We start from the raw sequence: 22,625 nt of genomic DNA on the forward strand, positions 1-22,625 counted from the left end.
GTTGCTGCGGCCGGTCGTCACGTGTCGGGAGAGCCGTGGCGACCGGCCACTCACCTCCCTACGGCACCCGCCACTGCTGCGCCGTGCTCGTGTTGCACGTGTAGAGCTGGAGCTGAACGCCGTTCGCGGGGTCGCTGTTCGGCACGTCCAGGCACTTGCCGGACGCCGGGCTGACCAGCGTCCCGCCCTTCGGCCACCACTGCTGCGCCCCCGTCCCGTTGCACGTCCACAGCTGCACCTTCGCGCCGTTCGCCCGCGAACTGCCGCTCACGTCCAGGCAGCGGCCCAGGGCGCGCAGGGTGCCGTCGGGCGCCAGCGTCCACTGCTGCGCCGCCGAGGCGTTGCAGTCCCACAGCCGCACGGGCGCGCCGTCGGTCGGCCCCGCCGGCTCCGCGTCCAGGCACTTCGACGACAGGCCGCCGACCGCGCCGGACCGGGCCGGGACCGGCCCCACGTCGAACGACGGCGGCGCGTCGGCCGGCGCCGAACCCCAGGTCGAGGCGGTGGCGCCCAGGGTGAAGTCGAGCGCGCCGCCCTGCGCGACGAACGACGCGGGCAGCCACGGCCGGGTGGACGCCGCGCCGTTCACGCGCAGCGATTGCACGTACCTGTTCGCGTCGGACGCCTGTGGCGCGGTGATGGTGATGGTCGCGCCGTTGCCGCGCCTGACCGTCGTGGACGGGAACTGCGGGCTCGCCACCACCAGGTCGGCCCGGCCGGGGGCCTGCGGGTACAGGCCGAGCACGGCCCACACCGCCCACGACGACATCTGGCCCAGGTCGTCGTTGCCGACCAGCCCCTCCGGGACCGGCGTGAAGATCGACGTCAACGCGCGGCGCACCACGTCCTGCGCCTTGTGCGGCGCGCCCGCGTAGGCGTAGGCCCAGGGCGTGTTGAGCGTCGGTTCGTTGCCCAGGTAGGCGTACGGCTTCTTCGGGCCCGCGTTCAGCTCGGTGAAGAAGGTGTCCAACCTGGACACGACCGCCGCGTCGCCACCCATCGCGTCGAACAGGCCGCGGTGGTTGTAGGGCACCATCCACGTGTACTGCGCGGCGTTGCCCTCGACGTACTCGTTCTCCTGCACCGGGTTGAACGACGGCCAGCTCAGGTCGGTGTTGCGCGGCTTGAGGTACTTGCCGCCCGACTCGAACAGGTTGCGCCAGTTCTGCGCGCGGCGCAGGAAGCGCTCCGCGGTGGCCGCGTCGCCGAGGCGGGCGGCGAACTGCGAGATCGCGAAGTCGGCGCTGGTGTACTCCAGGGTCGTCGCCGCCGAGCCCCACACGTCGGGCAGCCCGGTCGGCACGTAGCCGTAGCCGTCGAACTGGAGCCAGCCGGGCCGTTGGCGGACGTCGTCCACCCCGGCGACCACGCGGCGCAGCGCGTCCGCCGTGTCGAACCCCGTGCCGCCGAACGCGTGTGCGGTGGACACGACGATCGCCATCGGGTCGCCGTTCATGACGCCCGTGCCGCCGTTGGCGACCGTCCACCGGTCGAAGTAGCCGCCCTGCGCGGCCTGGTTGACCGCGGACTGGGCGATGTCGGCCGCCTCCCGGGGCGCCAGGAGCGCGATCAGCGCCACCTGCGAGCGGTAGACGTCCCAGCCGGAGAAGTTCGCGTACTGCGTCCTGGTGGTGGTGTGCACCTGCCGGTCGAAGCCCGTGTACTGCCCGGTGACGTCGCTGAACACGTTCGGGTGCAGCAGGGAGTGGTAGAGCGAGGTGTAGAGGGTGCGCAGCTGCGTGGTCGTGCCGCCGGTGACGTCGATCCGGCCGAGCCACCCGTTCCACGCGGCGCGGGCGGCGGTGCGGACCTCGTCGAACGACCTCGTGCCGGTCTCGGCGGCCAGGTTCGCCTTCGCGCCGTCGAGGCTGACGAACGAGATGCCGACGCGGGCGGTCACGGTGGTGGCGTCGAACGACACGAACGCCGCCGCCGCGAGCGGCCGCACGTCCTCGGACGTCGCGCTCGGCGCGGGCACGCCCTGGGTCTGCGCGGTCTTCGGCGCGGGCGGCGAGGGGGTGCCGCTGTCGCCCTCCACCGCGAGGTCCTCGCGCACCTGCCCGTCCAGCACGGTCGCGGCGCCGGCGAAGGGCCGGTCGAAGGCGACGTGGAAGTGCAGTCGGTACCGGTTGCCCGCGCCGCAGAACCCGCCGCTGTCGGTGTAGCCCGACAGGCTGTCGGTGCCGACGGTGATCGAGCCCGAGGCGGCGTTGAACGCCCGTGCCGCGTCGACGGCGAGCGAGGCGCGCTGCCCGGCGGGGTAGGTGAAGCGGGCGACGCCGGAGCGCTGGTTCGAGGTCAGCTCGGTGCGGATGCCGTTGTCGAACCGCACCGAGTAGTAGCCGGGTGACGCCTGCTCGTTCGCGTGCGAGAACGTCGAGTGCGCGACCGGCGCGGTGCCCAGCGACGGCATGAACGGGACGTTGCCGAAGTCGCTGCACCCGGGACCGGACAGGTGGGTGAGGCTGAACCCGCGGATGCGGTTGTCGTCGTAGTGGTAACCGCCGTGCTGGTGGGTGACCGTGTCGGGGCTCCACTGGAGCATGCCGAACGGCGCGACGGCGCCGGGGAAGGTGTTGCCCCCGCCGCCGCCGTGCCCGAAGTCGGGACCGCCGGGCTTGGTGCCGACGAACGCGTTGACGTGCTGGGCGGGATCGGTGGCGGAGGGGGCGGGGGCGGCGCCCGTGCCGGTGATCGGCGTGGCGAGCGCGGTCAGGGTGAGTGCGGCGACTGCCGCGGAGCGGAGACGCATGTGTTCCTCCGACAGGGAGAGGAAGCGCTGACAACGTTGTCAGGGCTTGATTCTCCCGGTGGGCGCCCTCGTGGCGGAACCGCTGCGCGGGCGAACGCCGCCGGCCCGGCCCGTCCACCGGACAGCCGAGACGGAAATTCACCCATATTGATGATTTCAGTGCAAGTCGATACCAATGGTCCCGACCCGGTCCGGGTCCGGGTCAGTGCAGTTCCGCGGCGGCGGCACGGAGGACCGCGTCGGCGACGCGGGCCAGGGGCGGCGAGTCGAGCTTCCACTGCTGCCAGTGCAGGGGTACGTCGACCGGCCGGTCGGGGGCGAGGTGCACGAGGCCGCGGTGGCGGGCGATCTGGTGCTCGGTGAGCAGCGCCCAGCCCGCGCCGGACACGACGGCGTCCTCGAACACGTGCCCGTCCGGCAGGTGGTGGCGGCGACCGGCGGAGGCGGGGTGCCCGGTCTCGGCGCGGCAGAAGGCGTCCTGGAGGTCGTCCTTCTCGTCGAAGACGACGACGGGGGCCTCGTGCAGCGGCGTGCCGGTGTCGAGGTGGCGGCGGACGAACCGCTTCGAGGCGACGGCGTGGTAGCGGATGCTCCCGAGCGGGCGGACGCGACAGCCCTGCACCGGTCGGGGGGACGAGGTGACGGCGGCCACGACGAGGCCCTGGCGCAGCAGGTCGGCGGTGTGGTCCTGGTCGTCGCGGCGCACGCCCAGCACGAGCCCGTCGTCGCCGGCGAGTTCCCTGACGACGTGGCGGAACCAGGTGGACAGCGAGTCGGCGTTGACCGCGACGGCGACCGGGGTGGGGTCCTCGACGAGGCCGAGCGCGCTGAGGGCGTCGTGGTCGAGCAGGGCCTGCTGGCGGCCGTAGCGGGCGATGACGGCGCCGGACTCGGTGAGCCGGGCGGGTTTGGCGCGCACCAGCAGCACGCGGCCGGTGCGCTGCTCCAGCTGCTTGACGCGCTGGCTGACGGCGGAGGGCGTGACGTGCAGGGCCTTGGCGGCGGCGTCGAACGTGCCCTCGTCCACCACGGCCAGCAGGGTGCGCACGCATTCCGGGTCGAGCATCACGACTGCTGATGATACGTAAGGAACTTCAGCTGGTCTTGTGGCGGCCGGGTTCCTACCGTTCCCGGTGTGATGTACGCGCTGCTCGCCGGGCTCGGCACCGGACTGTCCCTCATCGTCGTGATCGGCGCCCAGAACGCCCTCGTGCTGCGGCAGGGCGTCCTGCGGCAGCAGGTGCCGGCGGTCGTCGCGATCTGCGCCGGGTCCGACGCCCTGCTCATCGCGCTGGGCGTCGGCGGTGTGGGCGCGGCGCTCACGGCGTGGCCGACCGCGTTGACGGTGGTGCGCTGGGTGGGTGCGGCGTTCCTCGTGGGGTACGGGGTGCTGGCCGCGCGCCGGGTGCTGCGGCCGGCGGCGTTGCAGTTGGGCGGGGCGGCGTCGGCGGCGATCGTGACGTGCCTGGCGCTGACGTGGCTCAACCCGCACGTGTACCTGGACACCGTGCTGCTGCTGGGCACCGCGTCGACCGGGTTCGGCGGTGACCGGTGGTGGTTCGGCGCGGGGGCGATGGCCGCGAGCGCGCTGTGGTTCAGCGTCCTGGGGTTCGGCGCGCGCCGGTTGTCGGGGACGTTCACGCGCCCGGCGGCGTGGCGGGTGCTGGACGCGGCGGTCGCCGTGGTGGTCACGGCGACCGGGATCTCGCTGGTCCTCTGATCGGGTCCGACCGGCGGAGGAGGCGGCGACGTCGCGCGAACAGGTCGGGCACCTCCACGACGGCGAAGTGGCCGCCCCGGTGAAGGGCGTGATCGCTACTCCGTTGGCGTCGTCGATGCCGGTGGTGCCAACGGCGCCTGCGCGTGTTGGCCTCGCCCACGGGTTTCCGGGGCTATCGTCTGGCCCCATGGCTACCTGGGACGACGTGCGGCGGCTCGCCCTCGCGCTGCCGGAGACGGCGGAGCGACCGAGCTACGAGGGTCTGCCCGCGTGGCGCGTGAACGACAAGGCGTTCGCCTGGGACCGGCCGCTGCGCGGGAAGGACCGCGACGTCCTGGGCGACGCGGCCCCGTCTGGCCCCGTCCTCGGGGTGAGCGTCGCGGACGAGGGGGTGAAGCAGGCGCTGGTCGCGGACGACCCGGCGGTCTACTTCACCACCCCGCACTTCGACGGTTACGCCGCCGTGCTCGTCCGCCTCGACGACATCGCGGCGGACGAGCTGGGCGAACTGCTCACCGAGGCGTGGCTGTGCCGCGCCCCCAAGCGCCTGGTGCGCGACTTCCGGCGGTGACGCGCCGCCGTCACCACGTGCTGTTGACCAGTCCTGTTCCCAGGTAGACCTGGTCGAAGCCGTTGCCGTCGTTGTCGTCCGTGTAGACGACGGTGATCCGCCCCCACGCGTCGACGCCCAGCGCCGGCTCGTCCTGGCGACCGGTGGCGGTGGACACGGTGGTCTGGCGGGGCAGGCGGCCCTCGACCGTGCCGTCCGGGTTGAGGCCCTGCGCCACGACGTCCTGCGCCTGCGCCCACGCGACCACCACGCCGAGCTGGTCGTCGACGCCGACCTGCGGGTCCGCGCCCGGCAGCGCGGTGTCCGACGCCGTCCGCGCCGCGCCCGCCGCGCTGAACGACCGGACGCCCACCGCGGCCGTGCCCGTGTGGTCGGTCTCCCAGGCCACCGCGAAGTCGCCGTTGAAGTTCGCCGCGACCGAGGGGCGGCGCTGCTGCCCGGTGGTCGTGGCGTTCGCGGTCGCCTGGGCGACCTTCACCCCGCCGGTCGGCGTGAGGACCTTGCGCGCGACGTCGAACACCCCGTCGCCGTCGCCGTCCTCGGCCCACGCGACGACCGCGTTGCCCGCCGCGCCCACCGCGACGTCCGGCCGCTGGTGCGTGCCACCCGCCGCGTGCGCCCGCACCTCGTAGGACTTGGCGGTGATCGACGCGAACCCGGCCACCCGCACCGTGGCGGCGGCGGAGGCCTGCTGGTCCTCCCACGCCACCGCGAACCCGGCGCCGTCCGGGTCGGCGCCCACGGCGGGCGCGCTCTGCCGGCCCGAGGCGTCCGCGTTGGCGACGGCCGACCCGGACACCGCGCCGGAGTTCGACAGCGCCCGCACCTGGATGTTGTAGTAGCCGTTGCCGTCGGCGTCCTCCGCCCACACCACGACCGCGCTGCCGTCGTCGTGCAGGGCCACGTCCGGCTGCACGTGCCGCCAGTTCCCGCTCCCGCCCGCGGACAGCTTCTTCTCGTAGCGGGACGCGCCGTCCTTGAACAGCCGCACCCACACGTCGCTGTGCAGCGGGTCCGCCGGGGTGGCGTCGTCGCGGTCGTCCTCCCACACCACCGCGGTCCAGCCGTTGCGCACCGCGGACACGGCGGCGTTGTCCTGGTCGCCGGTGGCGGTGCTGTTGGCGGCCGACCACGTGACCGCGGCGGACGCGGTGCCCGCGCCGGCCAGGAGCAGCCCGCACACCAGGGCGGGGATCGTCAGCTTCTCCACGTTCATCACGGCGCCTGCAATCCGGGGTTGCCCGCCTCGATCGCGTAGCTCTGCAGCGTGCGGACCGGGTAGTCGCGGGTGGTGACCTTGTCCAGGAAGCGGAAGTCGACGGTCACCTGCGCGGGGGTGGTGCGCGTGCGGACGTAGCCGCGCAGGTTCTTGTAGAACTTGACGTGCGGGTTCAGGCTCGACAGGCCGTTGTCGGCCGCGTTGCCGTCGCCGCCGGAGGTGATCGAGGTCGTGACCAGCTCGGTGCCGACGACCCGGTCCTGCGCGGTGTAGTCGTTCATCAGGTTCGCCGCCCACGAGCGGTGCACGTCACCGGTGAGCACGACGGTGTTGCGCAGGCCCGCCGCGTCCCAGCCCCGCTGGAGCCGGCCCCGGTTGGCGCTGTAGCCGTCCCACGAGTCCATCGACCTCGCGCCGTCGGCGGAGGCGAGCTTCTGCGCGAAGAACACCTGCTGGCCCAGGAAGTCCCAGGTGCCGAGCTTCTGCCGCATCCCGTCCAGCAGCCACGCCTCCTGCGCCGCGCCGGTCAGCGTGCGCGTCGGTGCGTCGGCGTCCGCGCACACCTTCGTGCCGTCGCCGCACGCCTGGTCGTCGCGGTGCTGGCGGGTGTCGAGCAGGTGGAACGTCGCCAGGTCGCCCCAGCGCACCCGCCGGTGGAGCTGCATGTCCTCCGCGACCGGCACCTGCGCCGACCGCAGCGGCATGTGCTCGTAGTACGCCTTGTACGCCGCCGCCCGCCGCGCCCTGAAGTCGCCGGCGGGGGAGGAGTCGTTGCGCACCAGCTTGGCGTAGTTGTTCTCGACCTCGTGGTCGTCCCACACCACCAGCCACGGTGCGGCGGCGTGCGCGGCCTGGAGGTCCACGTCCGTCTTGTACTGGGCGTGCCTGATCCGGTAGTCGGCGAGGCCGTCGATCTCCGCCGCCGGCGCGAACCTCCGCACCTTCGTGGTGGTCGCGCCGCCCTCGTAGATGTAGTCGCCCAGGTGCAGGACCAGGTGCGGGTGTTCCTCCGCCATCCGCCGGTAGGCGGTGAAGTAGCCCTCCTCGTAGTGCGAGCAGGAGGCGAAGAGCATGGTCAGCTCGGGGCTGGTGCCCACCGCCGGCGCGGTGACGCCGCGGCCCACCGGCGAGATGTGCCCGGCGGCGCGGAACCGGTAGTAGTACTCGCGGCCCGGTTGGAGCCCGGCGACCTCGACGTGCACGCTGTGCGCCCACGCCTGCGTCGTGCCGTACGTGCCGCTGCGGACCACCTGCGTGAACCGCTGGTCGGCCGCCACCTGCCACTCCACGGTGACCGCGGCGCCCGTCATGCCGCCGAGGCCGTCGGCGTCGAGCGGGCTCGGAGCGAGGCGCGTCCAGATCACGAAACCGTCCGCCGCGGGCTCGCCCGAGGCGACGCCCAGCGTGAACGGGTAGGCCAACGCGTTCGCGGTGGCGGGCGCGAGGACGCCCACCCCCGCGCTGGCTATGCCGCTGGCGATGAGCGTGCGGCGGGTCAACGGGGACATCGGCTCTCCTTCGGTGCAGGGCCGGGAAGATCGCTGCGGTCCCTGCGTACACCGGAAAGGTGAGCGGTGTGTGAATCACGGACAGAATCGGACGGCTGTCACGACAACACAAGACGGCACCCCGAACACACGACCCACAGGTCCCAACGCAGAACTCGCGCGACCCGGACGCACGACTCGCGCGACCTGGACGTACGACTCGCGCGACCCGGACGCACGACTCGCGGGACCGGGGCGTTGGACTCTCGCGCGAGTCGTACGTCCAGGTCCCGCGAGTCGTACGTCGGGGAGTGGTGAGTTCTACGTTCGGGACCGGCGGGCGCCCACGTGCTCAGGTGCCAACGGTGCTCTCCCTCACCCGCAACGAGAACGGTGTGCGGACGTGCTCCGGCGGCCGTCGGGGGTCCTCCACGCGCCGGTGCAGCAGGTCCACCGCGGCCCGCGCGACGGCAACCTTGTCCGGCGCGACGGTGGTGAGGGACGGCAGGCTGTACGCGCCCTCCTCGGTGTTGTCGAAGCCCGCGACGGCGACGTCGTGCGGCACGCGGACCCCGCGCTCGGCCGCCGCGCGCACCGCGCCGGTGGCGAGCAGGTCGTTGAAGCAGAACACGGCGTCCGGCGGCTCGGGCGCGGACAGCAGCCGCGCCATGGCCTCCGCGCCGTCGCGGCGGTGGTAGTCCAGCGCGGTCGCGATCAGGTCGTCGCGCACCGGCAGGCCCGCGTCGGCCAACGCCAGCCGGTAGCCCTCCAGGCGCTGCGCCGCGGTGCCTCGGTGGGGGTGCGCGCCGATCGCGGCGATCCTGGTGCGCCCCAGGCCCGCCAGGTGCGCCACCGCGGTGCGGGCGGCCTCCACGTTGTCGATGCCCACGTGGTCGATCGGCAGGTCCACGGAGTGCTCGCCGAGCATCACGACGGGGATGCCGGGGGCCAGTTCGCCGAAGTCGCGCGCCTCCAGCGCCTCGGGGCTGACGATCGCGCCGTCGATCATGTGCGGGCCGAGCGCGGCCAGCGTGTCCCGTTCGCCCTCGCGGGTGCCGAGGGTCTGCTCGATCAGGACGTTCCACTCCAGCTCCCGCGCCGCCCCGAGCACGAGCCCGGCCAGCTCCGCGAAGTACGGCACGACCAGTTCGGGCACCACGAGAGCCAGGAAACCGGTGCGGCCCCGGCGCAGGTTGCGCGCGCCGAGGTTGGGCCGGTAGCCGGTGGCCTCCAGCGCCTGCTCGACCCGGCGGCGGTTCTCCGGTTTCACGAACGCGTAGCCGTTGACCACGTTCGACACGGTCTTCACCGACACGCCGGCCAGCGCGGCGACGTCCTTGAGCGTGGCCAAGCGGTGCCTCCGCCTGCGTCGTGGTCTCGGGAACGACCGGAATGGTAGCCGGCCCCCGGATGGCTTTACAACGTTGTACCAACGATGTAAGAACGAAGTGACCCACGTCACCCGCACCCTGTCGACCGTGGAGCGCCGATGCGCAAGCTGCTGTCCGGGCTGACCGGACTCCTCCTCCTGAGCACCCTCGTGCCGGCCGTCCCGGCGGCCGCCTCCGCCGCCGTCTGGCAGCCGAAACCCGCGCCGCTGACCACGCCGTGGACCGGCCAGGTGTCCCCGACCAACGCGCTGCCGGAGTACCCGAGACCGCAGCTGGTGCGGACCGACTGGCTCAACCTCAACGGCGTCTGGGAGTTCGCCGGCGCCCCGAACCTCGACACGCCGCCGATCGGTCGGACGCTCCCCGAAGGTGTGCTCGTGCCTTACCCGATCGAGTCGGCCCTCTCGGGGATCAAGCGGCACGAGGACCACATGTACTACCGCCGCACGTTCACCACCCCGGCCGGCTGGAACGGCCGCCGGGTGAAGCTGAACTTCGGCGCGGTCACCTGGGAGACCAGGGTCTGGGTCAACGGCACCCGCGTCGGCACGCACACCGGCGGCTTCGACGCGTTCTCGTTCGACGTCACCGACGCCCTGCGCGCCGGCGCCAACGAGGTCGTCGTCGGCGTGCGGTCCACGGTCGACGGCGGCTCGTACCCGATCGGCAAGCAGCGGCGCGATCCCGGCGGCATCTTCTACACCGCGGCATCCGGCATCTGGCAGACGGTGTGGCTGGAACCGGTCGCCGCCGACCACATCACCCGCCTGGACACGACACCGGACGTCCCCGCGGGCGTCCTCGACCTGGTCGTGCAGGGCACGGCCGGGCGGCAGGTGCGCGCGGAGGTGCTGACCGGCGGTCGGGTCGTCGGTACGGCCAGTGGCACGACCGGCGCGCACCTGCGGGTCCCCGTCCCGAACGCCCGGCTGTGGTCCCCGGACGACCCGTTCCTCTACGACCTGCGGGTCACCCTCGGGACCGACGTCGTCACCGGCTACTTCGGCATGCGGTCGCTCGGCAAGGCGGTGGTCGGCGGCGTGATGAGGCCGCTGCTCAACGGCGAGTTCGTCTTCCAGTTGGGCACCCTGGACCAGGGCTACTGGCCCGATGGCATCTACACCGCGCCCACCGACGCCGCCCTGCGCTTCGACCTGGAGCGGCAGAAGGCGCTCGGCTTCAACATGGTGCGCAAGCACATCAAGGTCGAACCGGCCCGCTGGTTCTACCACGCCGACCGGCTCGGCCTGATGGTCTGGCAGGACATGCCGTCGCTCGACGCCGTGGACGAGGTGCCGAACGGGCGCGCCCACTTCGAGTCCGAGCTGCGGCGCGTCCTCGACCAGCTCAAGGGCATCACGTCGATCGTGCAGTGGGTGCCGTTCAACGAGGGCTGGGGCGAGTACGACGCCGGCCGCATCGTGGACCTCGTCCGGTCGATCGACGACACCCGGCTGGTCAACCACAACTCCGGCTCGAACTGCTGCGTCTCCGACCCCGACCCGGGCAACGGCGACGTCATCGACGACCACGCCTACCAGATGTCGTCGGCCACGCGGCAGCCCGACGCGAACCGGATCGCCGTGCTCGGCGAGTTCGGCGGCCTCGGGCGCCGCGTCGCCGGCCACGAGTGGCAGCCCGGCGCGGGCTTCGCCTACGGCGACCTGTTCCCCGACGAGACGTCGCTGACCACCCGGTACGTGGAGATCACCAAGGAGGTCGGTCGGTTCGTGCACACCCGCGGCCTGTCCGCGTCGGTCTACACCGAGCCCTACGACGTGGAGAACGAGGTCAACGGGTTCTACACCTACGACCGGCAGGTGCTGAAGGTGACCGAGGCGCGGGTGCGCGAGGTCAACCAGCGGGTCCTGGCCCTCGCCGACGGCACCGAGGTCGGGCGCGGCGAGGCGGTCTCGCTGCGCGTCACCACGCCCGGCTACACCGACCGGCACCTGCGGCACCGGGCCGGCCTGGCCCGCACCGACGTGATCGGCGACGACACCGGCCGCCTGGACGCCACGTTCCGGGTCCGACCGGGCCTGGCCGACGCGGCGTGCCTGTCGTTCGAGTCGCGCAACTTCCCAGGCAGCTTCCTGCGGCACTCCGGGTACCGCGTGCGCTCCGACGCCGACGACGGCACGGCGGGCTTCGCGGGTGACGCGACGTTCTGCGCGCGGTCCGGTTGGGGTGGCACGGCGCTGGAGTCGCGCAACCTGCCCGGCCACTTCGTCCGCCACTACTCCGAAGGGGTGTACCTGGCCCGTTCCGGCGGCCCGAACCCGTGGGACACCGCCACGAGCTTCGCGGCGGACACCACGTGGGCGGCGGTCGTCCCGCTGTGGCGCAGCGGCGCCGACCTGCCGCTGGACCAGGCGCGGTCGTTCCGCGTCACCACGGCCGGCTTCACCGACCGCTACCTGCGGCACCAGGCCGGCGTCGCGCGCACCGACGTGGTGAACGCCGGGAGCGCGGCGCTGCTCAAGGGCGATGCGACGTTCGTGGTGCGGCGCGGCCTTGCCGAGCCGTCGTGCTACTCGTTCGAGTCGCGCAACGTGCCCGGCCAGTACCTGCGGCACCAGGCTTTCCGGGTGCGGATCTCGCCGAGCGAGAACACCGACCTGTACCGGCGGGACGCGACGTTCTGCGCCCAGCCGGGCAACGGCGGCGTGAAGCTCCAGTCGGTCAACGAACTGGGCGCCTCCGTGCGGCACCACGCCGCGGAGGTGTGGGTCGCGGTCAGCGGCGGCGCCCACGCCTACGACACGCCGTCCTCCTACGACGCGGACACGACCTGGGCCGTCACCGCGCCCTGGGCGCCGTAGCAGTCCACAACAGACTGACGCGTACAACGGACCCGCACGGTGGTGCTGCTACCGTGCGGGTCCATGAAGGGCCTCGCCGTGCTGGGCACGGTGCTGATCTCGCTGCTCGCGCCGACCGTGATGGTGTACGGCCTGGTGGCCTTCACCCCGACCAGTTGCCCACCCGCCACGACCTGCGCCGCCGGGCAGTGGGCGATGGTCGTGTCGGCGGGAGGCTCCGCTCTGGTCTGGGCGGTCGCCGTCGTCGGCACCTGGGCGGGTGCCCGGGGCCGTCCGCGCGCCTGGGCGCCCTACGTCGGGATGACGTTCGTCTGCGCCCTGCTCCCGCTGGCCGGCGCGATCGCCGGGTAGCGGGGACGGGGCGACCGGCGAGGTCGCGCCCCGTGACCGCGACGCCGCTCGACGCCGCGGTCACGGCAGGCGGTCACACCGGGATCATCGCCGAGAACAGCAGCAGGTTCGGCGACCCGGTACCGGGGTTGACGACCACGCCGGGCGTGGCGTTGGCGACCAGCGCCGCCGCCACCTGGACGGCCGAGTCGGCCGGGAAGCGGTGCCGCCACAGCGCCGCCACGCCCGCCGCGTGCGCGGACGCCGTCGAGCCGCTGATGGTCGAGTAGGCGTTGTCCGCCGTGCCCCACGCCGACGTGATGTTCACGCCCGGCGCCCACACGTCGATGCACGGGCCGAAGTTGGAGAAGCTCGCCTTGTTGTCGTTGGCGTCCGTCGCGCCGACCGTGGTGGCCAGGGGCGTCGAACCGGGGGAGTAGTTGCAGGCGTTGGCGTTCGACGCACCGGACACCACCGAGTGGTGCACGTTCGCGTTGATGGAGTTGGTGATGGCGTTGTTGAGCGCCAGGTTCGTCGTGCTGCCCAGGGTGATGAGCGCGACCGCCCGCTGACCGCTCGCCGCCGCGTTCTGGGTCAACCAGTCGATGCCCGCGACGACCTGCGAGAACGCGCCGGAGCCCTGGCAGTTGAGCACCCGCACGGACACCAGCGTCACGTCCTTGGCCACGCCGGTCGTCTCGCCGCCGACGGTGCCCGCCATGTGCGTGCCGTGGCCGTTGCAGTCGTTGCCGGGCGGGGTGACGCCGCCGATCGCGTCGTAGCCGGGGACGGCCCGGCCCTCGAACTCCTGGTGCGTGTACCGGATGCCGGTCCCGACGACGTAGGCCCGCACCCCGCCGGCCGTGTTGGGGTGGAAGTACTTCAAGTCCAGCGGCAGGGAGCGCTGGTCGATCCGGTCGAGGCCCCAGGAGGGCGGGGACGGCTGGAGGCCGAGCGCCTGCGCCGACGGTCCGGGCGGGGCCGCCGGGGTGGCGGTGTCGCCCTCGGGCAGGCGGACCACGAGGTCCTGCGCCACGTACGCCACGCGCGGGTCGGCCGCGAGCCGGCGGGCGGTGCTCGCGTCGGTGCGCACGGCGAACCCGTCGAGGACCGCGGTGTAGGTGTGCGTGACGCCTCGGACGCCCCTCACGGCGGACCGGGCCGAGGCCGCGTCGACGCCGTCCGCGAGCACCACGATGTAGCTGCCCGCCACGGCGTCGGGGTGTCCGCTGTAGAGCACCGCACCCTCGGGTGCGGCGTGCGCGGGCGCGGCGACCAGCCCGGCTAAGAGTGACGCGGCCACCGCCGCGTGCCTGATCCTCACGGTTCCTCCAGCGTGCAGGGAGTCGGCCCGGTGCCGACGTCGGAGTCCTTGAACAACAGCACGTGGCGGCGAGCACCGACAGGGCCGATCAGAGTTCAACGGCACGCCACCGGGGGCGATCTTCCAGCCGTCGGTGTGGGCGGTGCTGCGTCCGGTCGCCGTCGTCAGGACGAACGGGTGAACGCTGGACCGGACGAGTTCCGCGGACGGGCTCAGTAGTCGGCGGTGTGGCTCTCGACGACCCAGAGGGTGCCGCCGGTGGGCGAGGAGGACTTCGGCTTGGCGTTGTAGCCGAGCGTGATGAACGTGCCCGGCGAGATCTCGACGCTCGACGGGTTGGCCTGGTCCGCGGAACCGGAGTTGTAGAGCGGCACGACGGGGTTCTTCACCCACGCGGACGTGGGGTTGTCGATCACCATGCCGACCGTGGGCCGGTTCGCCTGCGCCTTGTCGCCGTAGGTGAACAGCACCTTGCCGCTCGCCGTCCTGAGCAGGTGGTGGGAGTTGGCCAGGACGCCCGTGAAGCTCTGGTACGCGAAGGCCGGCGTGGCGGTGTACGGGTTCCACCGGACGACGATGGCCGGTGAGCCGCCGCCGTCCTGCTCGGCCCGGACGACCGCGACGACCGTGCTGCCGAACTGGACGAAGCTCGGCTCGGTGTAGGTGCGGCCCGGCGGGTTGGCGTTGCCGATGATCCTGCGGGAACCGGACACCAGCAGCCGCGGGTCGAGCGTGGCCCGCCAGGTCGCCCGGATGAAGTGCGCGCCGCCCCCGGTGCCGGTCGTGTAGACCGGGATGAGGACCTGGTCCACCTGCGTGCCGCTGTCCGCCAGCGCCAACGCGCCGCCGTGGCTGTAGATGCCGGTGGTGATGTCCGGCGAGGTGAGCTGGACCGGGTCGGTGAAGCGCGTCCACCCCGGCTTCCACACCGAGTAGAACACCCGGCCGCCGGGGACGAAGAAGGTGAGCACGACGCTGCCGTCGTTCATCTTGCCGAGCTTCGGGTCGCGCGTGTCGAGGCCCGCCATCGTGCCCGGGTCGGCCAGCGCGGGCGCGGGGGTGCTCCACGTGCGGCCGTCCGGGCCGCCGAAGGACAGCTGGATCGTGCCGACCGCCCCGGCGTGCGCGGTGGCGCGGTGCCAGACGGCCATCAGCCTGCCGTCGTCGAGCTTCACCACGTCCGGGAAGCGGGCCTCGTACTCGCCCTCCTCCTGGGTGATGGAGGCGACCATGCTCACGGTCGCCAGGGCCGGTGCGGCGCCGACGCCTACCGCGGTGATGCCCGCCGCGGTGATGGCCGCCGCGCTCATGAGCGCGAGGACCGCCGGTGACCGCCGGTTCTCGGACGTTCGCGTGCCGAACATGCGGACCCCCTCGTAGGTTCTCCCCTGTGACGATGATGGTGTCGCCGCGCCCGCGGGGGAAGGGGCCGCGGCGGGGATGACCCGCTTGCCCGTGAACCCGTCCCGCCCCTGGCGGCAGGACCTGCCCGATCAGGTCAGCAGCAGGACCAGGCGCGTGATGCCGACGAGCAGCGCGGCGACCAGCACGCCGACCGTGACGATCAGCCAGCGCACGGCGCGGCGGACCAGGGCGAACTTCCGCGCGGCGATGCCCGCGATGGTCTGCACGTCGGCGGCGGTGTCCTCCGCTTCGCGGTCGAGGGCCTCGTCGTAGGCGGTGATCAACGTCGAGGGGGTCTTGCCGAGGGAGTGGGGCCAGGAACCGGGGCGACGGTCCGTCAGGTCGGCCGGGGCGAGCCCCCGGGGCAGGGCGACGCGCACCGCGCAGATCAGCGAGTAGGCGCCGGGCAGCCCGGCCAGGCACACCACCAGCAGTTCCAGGCGGGGCAGGTCCGCGGCGATCTGCGACACCAGCCCGGCCAGCAGTGCCAGCCCGATCACGATCAGGGCGGCCAGGCCGTCACCGCGCCAGAGGTCCTCGCGGCCGCTCGCGTGCACGCGTTGCAGCCAGGACAGCAACCGGGGTGATCGGTCCGCGGCGCGGTCGCCTCCCGCGCGGGCACGTGGTGGGGCGGTGGGAACAGCGGTGGGAGGAGCGGTGGGAACAGGGCGGGGAGCGGAGCGCCCCGCGAGGCCCTGTCGGGTGTCGGTCACGAACCCAAAATATCGGGTTCCGCCCGGCTGCTCGTGGGTTCGGTCCGGTTGCTTCGGGATGACGCTCCGTCGCCGCGCGCCGCGGTGTGCCGTGCCCGAATCCGGGCACGGCATTTGGTCCGGTGGGTCGGCTGTCGTCATGCTGGGTCCGTGGAGGACGGTCGCCGGCCCGACGAGCGGTGGGAACAGCCCCACACGGGAGTGCCGGAGGAGCTGTTGCGGCACGTGGTCCGCACGACCGGCCTGCCGCCCGCCCTGGCGCGGCGGGTCGTGTCCGACGTCATGGGCTACTTCGTGGAGACGGCGGAGGAGTACGTGCTGCGCAGGCACGCCGAACTCCGCCGCGACGGGGTGGCCAACGCGAGGATCTGGGCGTTGTTGCGCGAGGAGCTGGACGTGCGGCCGGTGGTCGCGCCGCCGCTGTCCGAGCGCCAGCTGCGCCGGATCGTCTACGGCTAGAGGGGATGGCTGCGATGTGCGGGATCGTCGGGTACGTGGGGCCGCGGGACGCGGTGCCCGTGCTGCTGGAAGGGCTGCACCGGCTGGAGTACCGCGGGTACGACTCGGCGGGCATCGCCGTCGCGGGCGAGGAGCTCCAGGTCGTCAAGACCGCCGGTCGCGTCGGCGACCTGCGGCGGGCCGTGCCCGAGGGGACCGGCGGCCCGGTGGGCATCGCGCACACCCGGTGGGCCACGCACGGCGAGCCCAGCGACCGCAACGCCCACCCGCACGTGGACTCCGGTCGGCGCGTCGCGATCGTCCACAACGGCGTGTTCGAGAACTCCGACCGGCTGCGCAACCGCTTGCGCGCCGAGGGCGTGGAGCTGGCCTCGGACACCGACAGCGAGGTGCTGGCCCACCTGGTCGCGCGCAGTTCCGCAGACACCCTCGAAGACGCCGTGCGCGAAGCGCTGTCCCGGGTGGAGGGCACGTACGGGGTGATCGTGATGGACGTCGCCCGGCCCGGTGAGCTGGTCGCCGCCCGGCGCGGCAGCCCCGTCGTCCTCGGCGTGGGAGAGCAGGAGATGCTGATCGCCTCGGACGTCACCGCCCTGGTCCGCTTCACCCAGCAGGTGATCTACCTCGACGACGACGAGATCGCCACGGTCACCGCCGACGGCTACCGGACGTCCACGATGGACGCCCGTTCCACCACCCGCACGCCCACCGCGATCGACGTGCCGACCGCCGAGTACGAGCTGGGCGAGCACCCGGACTTCATGTACAAGGAGATGCGGGAGCAGCCCGACGCGGTGGACCGCTGCCTGCGCGGCCGGCTGGACCACCGGTTCTCGTCCGCCCGCCTGGACGGCGTCGGCCTGACCCCGCAGGACTACCAGCGCATCCGCCGGGTCAAGCTGCTCGGCTGCGGGTCGGCGTACTACGCGGGGCAGGTCGGGGCGCAGCTGGTCGAGGAGCTGGCGCGCATCCCCGCCGACGCCGAGCCCGCGTCCGAGTTCCGCTACCGCAACCCCGTCGTGGACCCCGACACGCTGTACGTCGCCATCAGCCAGTCGGGGGAGACCCTGGACACGCTGGCCGCCGTGCAGGAGCTCAAGCGCAAGGGCGGTCACGTCATCGGCGTGGTCAACGCGGTCGGCAGCACCATCGCCCGCGAGTGCGGGCACGGGATCTTCCTGCACGCCGGGCCCGAGGTGTCGGTTGCGGCGACGAAGTCGTTCACCACGATGGCGGTCGCGCTGGCGATGCTCGCGCTCGACCTCGGCCGGGTGCGCGACCTGTCCATCACCGAGGGACGCCGGGTCGTCACCGGGTTGGGTGAACTCCCGCACACGATCGCGCAGATCTTGGCGGCGGAGAACGATATCGCCGAGGTGGCCCGCAGGTACGCCGGCGCCGAGCACATGTTCTTCGTCGGCCGGGTCCGGGGCTGGCCGGTGGCGCGTGAGGGCGCGCAGAAGCTGAAGGAGATCTCCTACGTGCACGCCGAGGCTTACCAGGCGTCCGAGCTCAAGCACGGCCCGCTGGCGTTGATCAACCCGGACATGCCGACCGTCGTGCTGGTGCCCGACGACGAGCTGCTGCCGAAGAACGTCGCCACGATCGAGGAGATCAAGGCGCGCGGCGGGCCGGTCATCGCGATCACCGACGCCGACCTGCCGCCCGGCCTGGCCACCGACGTGATCCGGGTGCCCCGCGCGCACGACGCGTTGAGCCCGATCACCCTGTCGGTCCCGCTCCAGCTGTTCGCCTACCACCTGGCCCGCTCGCTGGGCCGCGACGTGGACCGCCCGCGCAACCTGGCCAAGAGCGTGACCGTCGAATGACCGCGAGTCGTAAGCCCGACCCGGGCGAGTCGTAACCCCAGGGCCCGAGAGTCCAACGTTCAGGTCCCGTGTGTTCTTCACTCGCGAGTAAAGAACACACGGGCCCTGGACGTACGACTCTCGGGCCCTGAACGTTGGACTCTCGGGTCCTGGACGTACGACTCGCGCGGCGTGGGCTTACGACTCGCGCGGCGTGGGGTTACGACTCGCGAGGGGGTGGGGGGCGCTTTATCGTTCGGCGGGGAGGTCCACTGTGGTCGAACGGGGCGAGGTCGGGCACGGGGCGCGGAACGCCGTCGTCGCGGTGATCATGCTGGGGATGCTGCTCGCCGCCCTCGACCAGACGATCGTGGCGACCGCGCTGCCCACGATCGTGAGCGACCTCGGCGGCGGCGGGCACCTGTCGTGGGTGGTCACGTCCTACCTGCTCGCCGAGACGATCATGACGGCGCTGATCGGCAAGTTCGGCGACCTGTTCGGTCGCAAGAAGGCGTTCCTGTCGAGCGTCGTGCTGTTCATGGCCGGCTCGTTCCTGTGCGGCTGGGCCGACTCGATGACGTGGCTCATCCTCGCCCGCGCCGTGCAGGGCCTGGGGGCGGGCGGCCTGATGGTGACCTCGGCGGCGGTCATCGCGGACGTCGTGCCGCTGTCCGAGCGCGGCAAGTACCAGGGGTTCATCGGCGCGGTGTTCGGCGTGGCCACGGTCGTCGGCCCGCTGCTGGGCGGCCTGTTCGTGGACCACCTGTCGTGGCGGTGGGCGTTCTACGTGAACCTGCCGCTGGGCGTGGTCGTGCTCGCGGTGGGCGCGTTCGCGCTGCCGGGGGTGCGGGCCGGGGTCAAGCCGCGCATCGACTACGCAGGCGTCCTGCTCATCGGCCTGGCCGCCACCGGCCTCACGCTCGTCACGTCGTGGGGCGGCGTGGAGTACCCGTGGGCCTCGCCGACGATCCTGTGGATGGCCGCGGGCTCGCTGGTCGCGCTGGCGCTGTTCGTCCTCGTGGAGAATCGCGCCGCGGAACCCGTGCTGCCGATGCGCCTGTTCCGCAACCGCACGTTCACCGTGTGCGTGGTGCTCAGCTTCGTCGTCGGGTTCGCGATGCTCGGCGGCGTCACGTTCCTGCCGACCTACCTCCAGTACGTGCACGGCGCGTCCGCCACCCAGTCCGGCCTGGAGATGCTGCCGCTGGTCGTCGGCCTGCTGTTCGCCTCGGTCACCACCGGCACGGTCATCTCCAAGACCGGGCGCTACCGCGTCTTCCCGCTGGTCGGCAGCGTCATGATGGTCGCCGGCCTGCTGCTGCTGGCCCAGCTCACGCCGTCGACGTCGTTCTGGCAGGCGTCGGTGTTCATGCTCGTGCTCGGCCTGGGCGTGGGCATGTGCATGCCGGTGACGATGGTCGTCGTGCAGAGCACCACCAGCTACGAGGACCTGGGCGTGGCCACGTCCGGCGTGAGCTTCCTGCGCACGCTGGGCAGCTCGTTCGGCGTCGCCGTCTTCGGCACGGTGTACGCCTCGAACCTGCCGGGCAACCTGGCCGCCGCGACACCGCCGGGCGTGGACCCGCGCGCCGCGTCGAACGTGCAGGCCCTGCACGCCCTGCCCGACGAGCTGAAGGCGCCGATCGTGCAGGCGTACAGCGACACCCTGCACACCGTGTTCCTGTCCGCGGCGCCGGTCGCCGCCGTGGCGTTCGTCGTCGCGCTGTTCCTGCGCGAGGTGCCCCTGCGCGACACCGCGCGGGCCTCCGCGACCGCCGTGGGCGACAACTTCGCCGAACCGCGCACGTGGGACTCCGGGCACGAGTTGGACAAGCTGGTCGCCCTCGTCGTCAGCCGGGAGCGCCGCGACCCGACCCCCGACGTCCTCGCCTCCTCCGGGGTGCCCCTCACGCACGCCCAGGCGTGGCTGATGGTCCGGGTGTTCCGGCAGAGCGTCGCGCACGGCGCCGCCACGCTCGACCGCCTCGCCGCCGACACCCGCGTCCCGCCGGGCGTCTTCGAACCGGTCGCCCGCCAGCTCCAGACCCGCGGCTACCTGGTCGAGACCGCCGACCAGTACCGCTTCACGTCCGCCGGCACCGCCGTGTTCGCCGAGCTGGTCGCGTCCTGGCGCCGCTGGCTGCTGGCCAGGCTCGACGACTGGAACTGCGACGACCCGGAGTTCGCCGCCGCCGTCGACCGGCTGGCCGCCGAGCTGTCCACGACCGGCCGCGCGCTGGCCACCGGGCGCCACGCGGCGCCCGTCTAGGCGCCGGGCCGGCGGTCCGCCATCAGGTTGTCCAGCTCGGCCATCGCCGTGGAGCCCTCGGCGAACATGCGGGCGCACTCGACCAGCCGCTCAACCCCGTTCGGGTAGTCCTGGCTGGTCAGCAGGATGCTCATCACGTCGGTCCGGTTGGCCGGGTGGCGGCCGATCGCGCCCGCGAACGGCAGGAACGTCACCAGCAGGTCGCGTTCCGCGGGCGTCCGGAAGCCGGGTGTGCCCAGCAGCACGTCCACGATGCGGCTCATCTCCGCGAGGCCGAGCCGGTCGGGGCCGGGGGGACGACGACCGGTGGGGGCGGGGCGGGTGTCGACGGCGCCGGCGGAGCCGTTGCCGAGCGTGCGGCCGTCCACCAGACGGAGCCAGACGTGGGTGTCGACCTCCTTGACCCGGACCCCCACCCGCTCGAAATCACCCGGTCGGGCGGCCGGGTCGTGGTGGACGACGGAGCGGTAGAACTCCTCGGACACGACCAGTGCCAGCGTGGCGGTGGGGTCTGCGCGCAGGGCCAGCTTGGCGGCCGGCGCGTCGAGGATGCGGTAGGCGAAGATCATCTCCTCGCTGGTCCGGCCGCGGTCGTCGTAGTGCACCTCGCCCGCGTGGACGGCCAACCGCATCCGCAGCCGCGCGCCGTCCGCGTGGACGTGGTTGTGCCTGCGCAACGCGGCGGCGAGGCGTTCCGGCAGCTGCTCGACCAGGTGGTTCTTGGGCACGTCGGCGGGCAGCAGCACCAGCACGGCGTCGCCCGCGTCGTCGACCGACTTGTCGTCCCACGGCAGGCCGCACTCGGCGAACGCCGTCATCAGCACCCGGTACATGCCCTCGCGCGCCGCGCCGCGGTGCGGCGACGTGCGCGTCGGGTCGCCGTAGCCCTCGACGTCCACGACCACGAACGACCGGTGGAGCGCGTCCGACCCCATGTGACCTCCCCGTCATGGTTGTAGCCCAGTGCGGGGCCGGCCGGGCAGTCGTGCCACTCGGAAAGAGCAACGCGCCGGTAGCGTTGTGCCCCCGGGCGATCGGGGTACGGAGTGGGTGTGGACGGGTACGGATTCACCATCGCGCTGGTCGCGGTCCTGGTGCTGCTCAACGCGCTGTTCTCGGGCTCGGAGATGGCGTTGATCTCGCTGCGGGAGGGGCAGCTGCGGGCGCTGGAGCGCGAGGGCGGGAAGTCGGGGCACACGCTCGTGCGGCTGGCCCGCGACCCCAACCGGTTCCTCGCGACCATCCAGATCGGCATCACGCTCGCCGGGTTCCTGGCCTCGGCGACCGCCGCCGTGTCGCTGGCCCGACCGATCACGCCGCTGCTGTCGTTCCTCGGCACCGCGGCGAACGCGGTGGCGATCGCCCTGGTCACGATCGTGCTGACGTTCCTCACCCTGGTGTTCGGCGAACTGGCACCCAAGCGGCTGGCCATGCAGTACGCCCTGCGCTGGGCGCTGCTGGTGGCCCGGCCGCTGGACTTCCTCTCGACCGTCTCGCGGCCGGTGGTGTGGGCGCTGAGCGCGTCCACGAACGTCGTGGTGCGCGTGCTCGGCGGCAAGCCCGACGCCGAGTCCGAGCAGATGTCGCAGGAGGAGCTGCGGGAGCTGGTGTCGGCGCAGCGCGGCCTGAACGCCGAGCAACGCATGATCATCAACGGTGCGCTGGAGATCGACGAGCGGCGGCTGCGCGAGGTGCTCGTGCCGCGCCGCGCCGTGGTCACCCTGGACGCCGGGTGGGACGTGCCGACGGCGCGGGCCGAGCTGGTCGGCACGGGCCACTCGCGGGCGCCCGTCGCGCGCGGCGGGCACCTCGACGACGTGGTGGGCCTGGTGCACCTGCGCGACCTGCTGGACGACGGCGCGACGCTGGTCGACCTGGCCCGCACGCCCCTGGTGTTCCCCGACTCGGTCAAGGTCTCCGACGCGCTGCGCCGCTTCAAGGCCGAGCGGGAGCAGATGGCGCTGGTCGTGGACGAGCACGGCGCCGTCGACGGCATCGTCACGCTGGAGGACCTGCTGGAGGAGATCGTCGGCGAGATCCTCGACGAGACCGACCGCGACGTGATGGCGGTGCGCAACGGCGCGGACGGGTCGATGGTGCTGCCCGGCACGTTCCCCGTGCACGACCTGGTCGACCTGGGCGTGGAGCTGCCCGACGCGCCGGAGGGCGACTACGCCACGATCGCGGGCCTGGTGCTGGTGCTGCTCGGCCGCATCCCGGAGCGGCCCGGCGACCGCGTCGCCGTGTCGAACTGGGGCATCGAGGTGCTCGGCGTGGAGCACCACGCGATCACCCAGGTGCGGCTGCGCAGGCAGCAGCGGTGACGGGGCCCGCCCACCGGGGCGGGCCCTCGCCG

17 protein-coding genes are annotated in these 22,625 nt (G+C 72.8%); 8 read left to right on the forward strand and 9 right to left on the reverse strand.

The genetic code is table 11. From position 1 onward, the window contains the following. Positions 1-58 precede the first annotated feature (58 nt). Positions 59-2,752, reverse strand: coding sequence for a GH92 family glycosyl hydrolase (locus tag J2S66_RS03045; RefSeq protein ID WP_310303519.1), 2,694 nt, complete (start codon positions 2,750-2,752; stop codon positions 59-61). A gap of 202 nt (positions 2,753-2,954) precedes the next feature. Then, the gene (locus J2S66_RS03050) at positions 2,955-3,818 is read right to left on the reverse strand and encodes a LysR family transcriptional regulator ArgP (RefSeq protein WP_310303521.1); all 864 of its coding nucleotides are present in this window, start codon (positions 3,816-3,818) and stop codon (positions 2,955-2,957) included. 72 nt (positions 3,819-3,890) lie between these two features. Here J2S66_RS03050 and J2S66_RS03055 point away from each other — a divergent pair, with 72 nt between their 5' ends. Both J2S66_RS03055 and J2S66_RS03060 read left to right on the forward strand, forming a co-directional pair. Next, positions 3,891-4,472 (forward strand): LysE/ArgO family amino acid transporter, encoded by a 582-nt coding sequence (locus J2S66_RS03055; protein WP_310314630.1) that lies wholly within the window; start codon positions 3,891-3,893, stop codon positions 4,470-4,472. A 187-nt stretch (positions 4,473-4,659) separates the two neighbouring features. Continuing rightward, complete coding sequence (locus tag J2S66_RS03060) at positions 4,660-5,043, forward strand: MmcQ/YjbR family DNA-binding protein (RefSeq protein WP_310303523.1); 384 nt, start codon at positions 4,660-4,662, stop codon at positions 5,041-5,043. Between the two features lie 10 nt (positions 5,044-5,053). Here the strand turns inward: J2S66_RS03060 and J2S66_RS03065 are convergent, their stop codons facing one another. The 3 genes from J2S66_RS03065 to J2S66_RS03075 form a co-directional block, all read right to left on the reverse strand. Further along, on the reverse strand, positions 5,054-6,259 hold the full coding sequence (locus J2S66_RS03065; RefSeq protein WP_310303525.1) for a hypothetical protein: 1,206 nt from the start codon (positions 6,257-6,259) through the stop codon (positions 5,054-5,056). Next, positions 6,259-7,770 (reverse strand): alkaline phosphatase D family protein, encoded by a 1,512-nt coding sequence (locus J2S66_RS03070; protein WP_310303527.1) that lies wholly within the window; start codon positions 7,768-7,770, stop codon positions 6,259-6,261. The genes J2S66_RS03065 and J2S66_RS03070 overlap by 1 nt, the downstream gene beginning before the upstream one ends. 331 nt (positions 7,771-8,101) lie before the next feature. Next, positions 8,102-9,100 (reverse strand): LacI family DNA-binding transcriptional regulator, encoded by a 999-nt coding sequence (locus J2S66_RS03075; protein ID WP_310303529.1) that lies wholly within the window; start codon positions 9,098-9,100, stop codon positions 8,102-8,104. 138 nt (positions 9,101-9,238) lie between these two features. On the opposite strand from J2S66_RS03075, the gene J2S66_RS03080 reads away from it, so the two are divergent. Continuing rightward, the gene (locus tag J2S66_RS03080; protein ID WP_310303532.1) at positions 9,239-11,962 is read left to right on the forward strand and encodes an AbfB domain-containing protein; all 2,724 of its coding nucleotides are present in this window, start codon (positions 9,239-9,241) and stop codon (positions 11,960-11,962) included. Positions 11,963-12,025: 63 nt separating this feature from the next. After that, positions 12,026-12,313, forward strand: coding sequence for a hypothetical protein (locus J2S66_RS03085; protein WP_310303534.1), 288 nt, complete (start codon positions 12,026-12,028; stop codon positions 12,311-12,313). Between the two features lie 73 nt (positions 12,314-12,386). On the opposite strand, the gene J2S66_RS03090 is transcribed toward J2S66_RS03085, so the two are convergent. The 3 genes from J2S66_RS03090 to J2S66_RS03100 all read right to left on the reverse strand — a co-directional run bounded on the left by J2S66_RS03090 (position 12,387) and on the right by J2S66_RS03100 (position 15,733). Then, positions 12,387-13,616 (reverse strand): S8 family peptidase, encoded by a 1,230-nt coding sequence (locus J2S66_RS03090; RefSeq protein WP_310303536.1) that lies wholly within the window; start codon positions 13,614-13,616, stop codon positions 12,387-12,389. Between the two features lie 212 nt (positions 13,617-13,828). Then, on the reverse strand, positions 13,829-14,980 hold the full coding sequence (locus J2S66_RS03095) for a sialidase family protein (protein WP_310303538.1): 1,152 nt from the start codon (positions 14,978-14,980) through the stop codon (positions 13,829-13,831). A gap of 129 nt (positions 14,981-15,109) precedes the next feature. After that, the gene (locus tag J2S66_RS03100; RefSeq protein ID WP_310303540.1) at positions 15,110-15,733 is read right to left on the reverse strand and encodes a Pycsar system effector family protein; all 624 of its coding nucleotides are present in this window, start codon (positions 15,731-15,733) and stop codon (positions 15,110-15,112) included. 150 nt (positions 15,734-15,883) lie between these two features. Here J2S66_RS03100 and J2S66_RS03105 point away from each other — a divergent pair, with 150 nt between their 5' ends. From J2S66_RS03105 to J2S66_RS03115, 3 genes are all read left to right on the forward strand, one after another. Continuing rightward, positions 15,884-16,192, forward strand: coding sequence for a hypothetical protein (locus J2S66_RS03105; RefSeq protein WP_310303542.1), 309 nt, complete (start codon positions 15,884-15,886; stop codon positions 16,190-16,192). Between the two features lie 14 nt (positions 16,193-16,206). Continuing rightward, complete coding sequence (gene glmS, locus J2S66_RS03110; RefSeq protein WP_310314633.1) at positions 16,207-18,021, forward strand: glutamine--fructose-6-phosphate transaminase (isomerizing); 1,815 nt, start codon at positions 16,207-16,209, stop codon at positions 18,019-18,021. A 310-nt stretch (positions 18,022-18,331) separates the two neighbouring features. Further along, on the forward strand, positions 18,332-20,269 hold the full coding sequence (locus tag J2S66_RS03115; protein ID WP_374726182.1) for an MDR family MFS transporter: 1,938 nt from the start codon (positions 18,332-18,334) through the stop codon (positions 20,267-20,269). On the opposite strand, the gene J2S66_RS03120 is transcribed toward J2S66_RS03115, so the two are convergent. Then, on the reverse strand, positions 20,266-21,204 hold the full coding sequence (locus tag J2S66_RS03120; RefSeq protein WP_310303546.1) for an effector-associated domain 2-containing protein: 939 nt from the start codon (positions 21,202-21,204) through the stop codon (positions 20,266-20,268). The genes J2S66_RS03115 and J2S66_RS03120 overlap by 4 nt on opposite strands. Positions 21,205-21,321: 117 nt before the next feature. On the opposite strand from J2S66_RS03120, the gene J2S66_RS03125 reads away from it, so the two are divergent. Beyond that, the gene (locus J2S66_RS03125) at positions 21,322-22,593 is read left to right on the forward strand and encodes a hemolysin family protein (protein ID WP_306745224.1); all 1,272 of its coding nucleotides are present in this window, start codon (positions 21,322-21,324) and stop codon (positions 22,591-22,593) included. Positions 22,594-22,625: the final 32 nt, after the last annotated feature.

The sequence above is a fragment of the Saccharothrix longispora genome (assembly GCF_031455225.1).
Lineage (GTDB): Bacteria > Actinomycetota > Actinomycetes > Mycobacteriales > Pseudonocardiaceae > Actinosynnema > Actinosynnema longispora.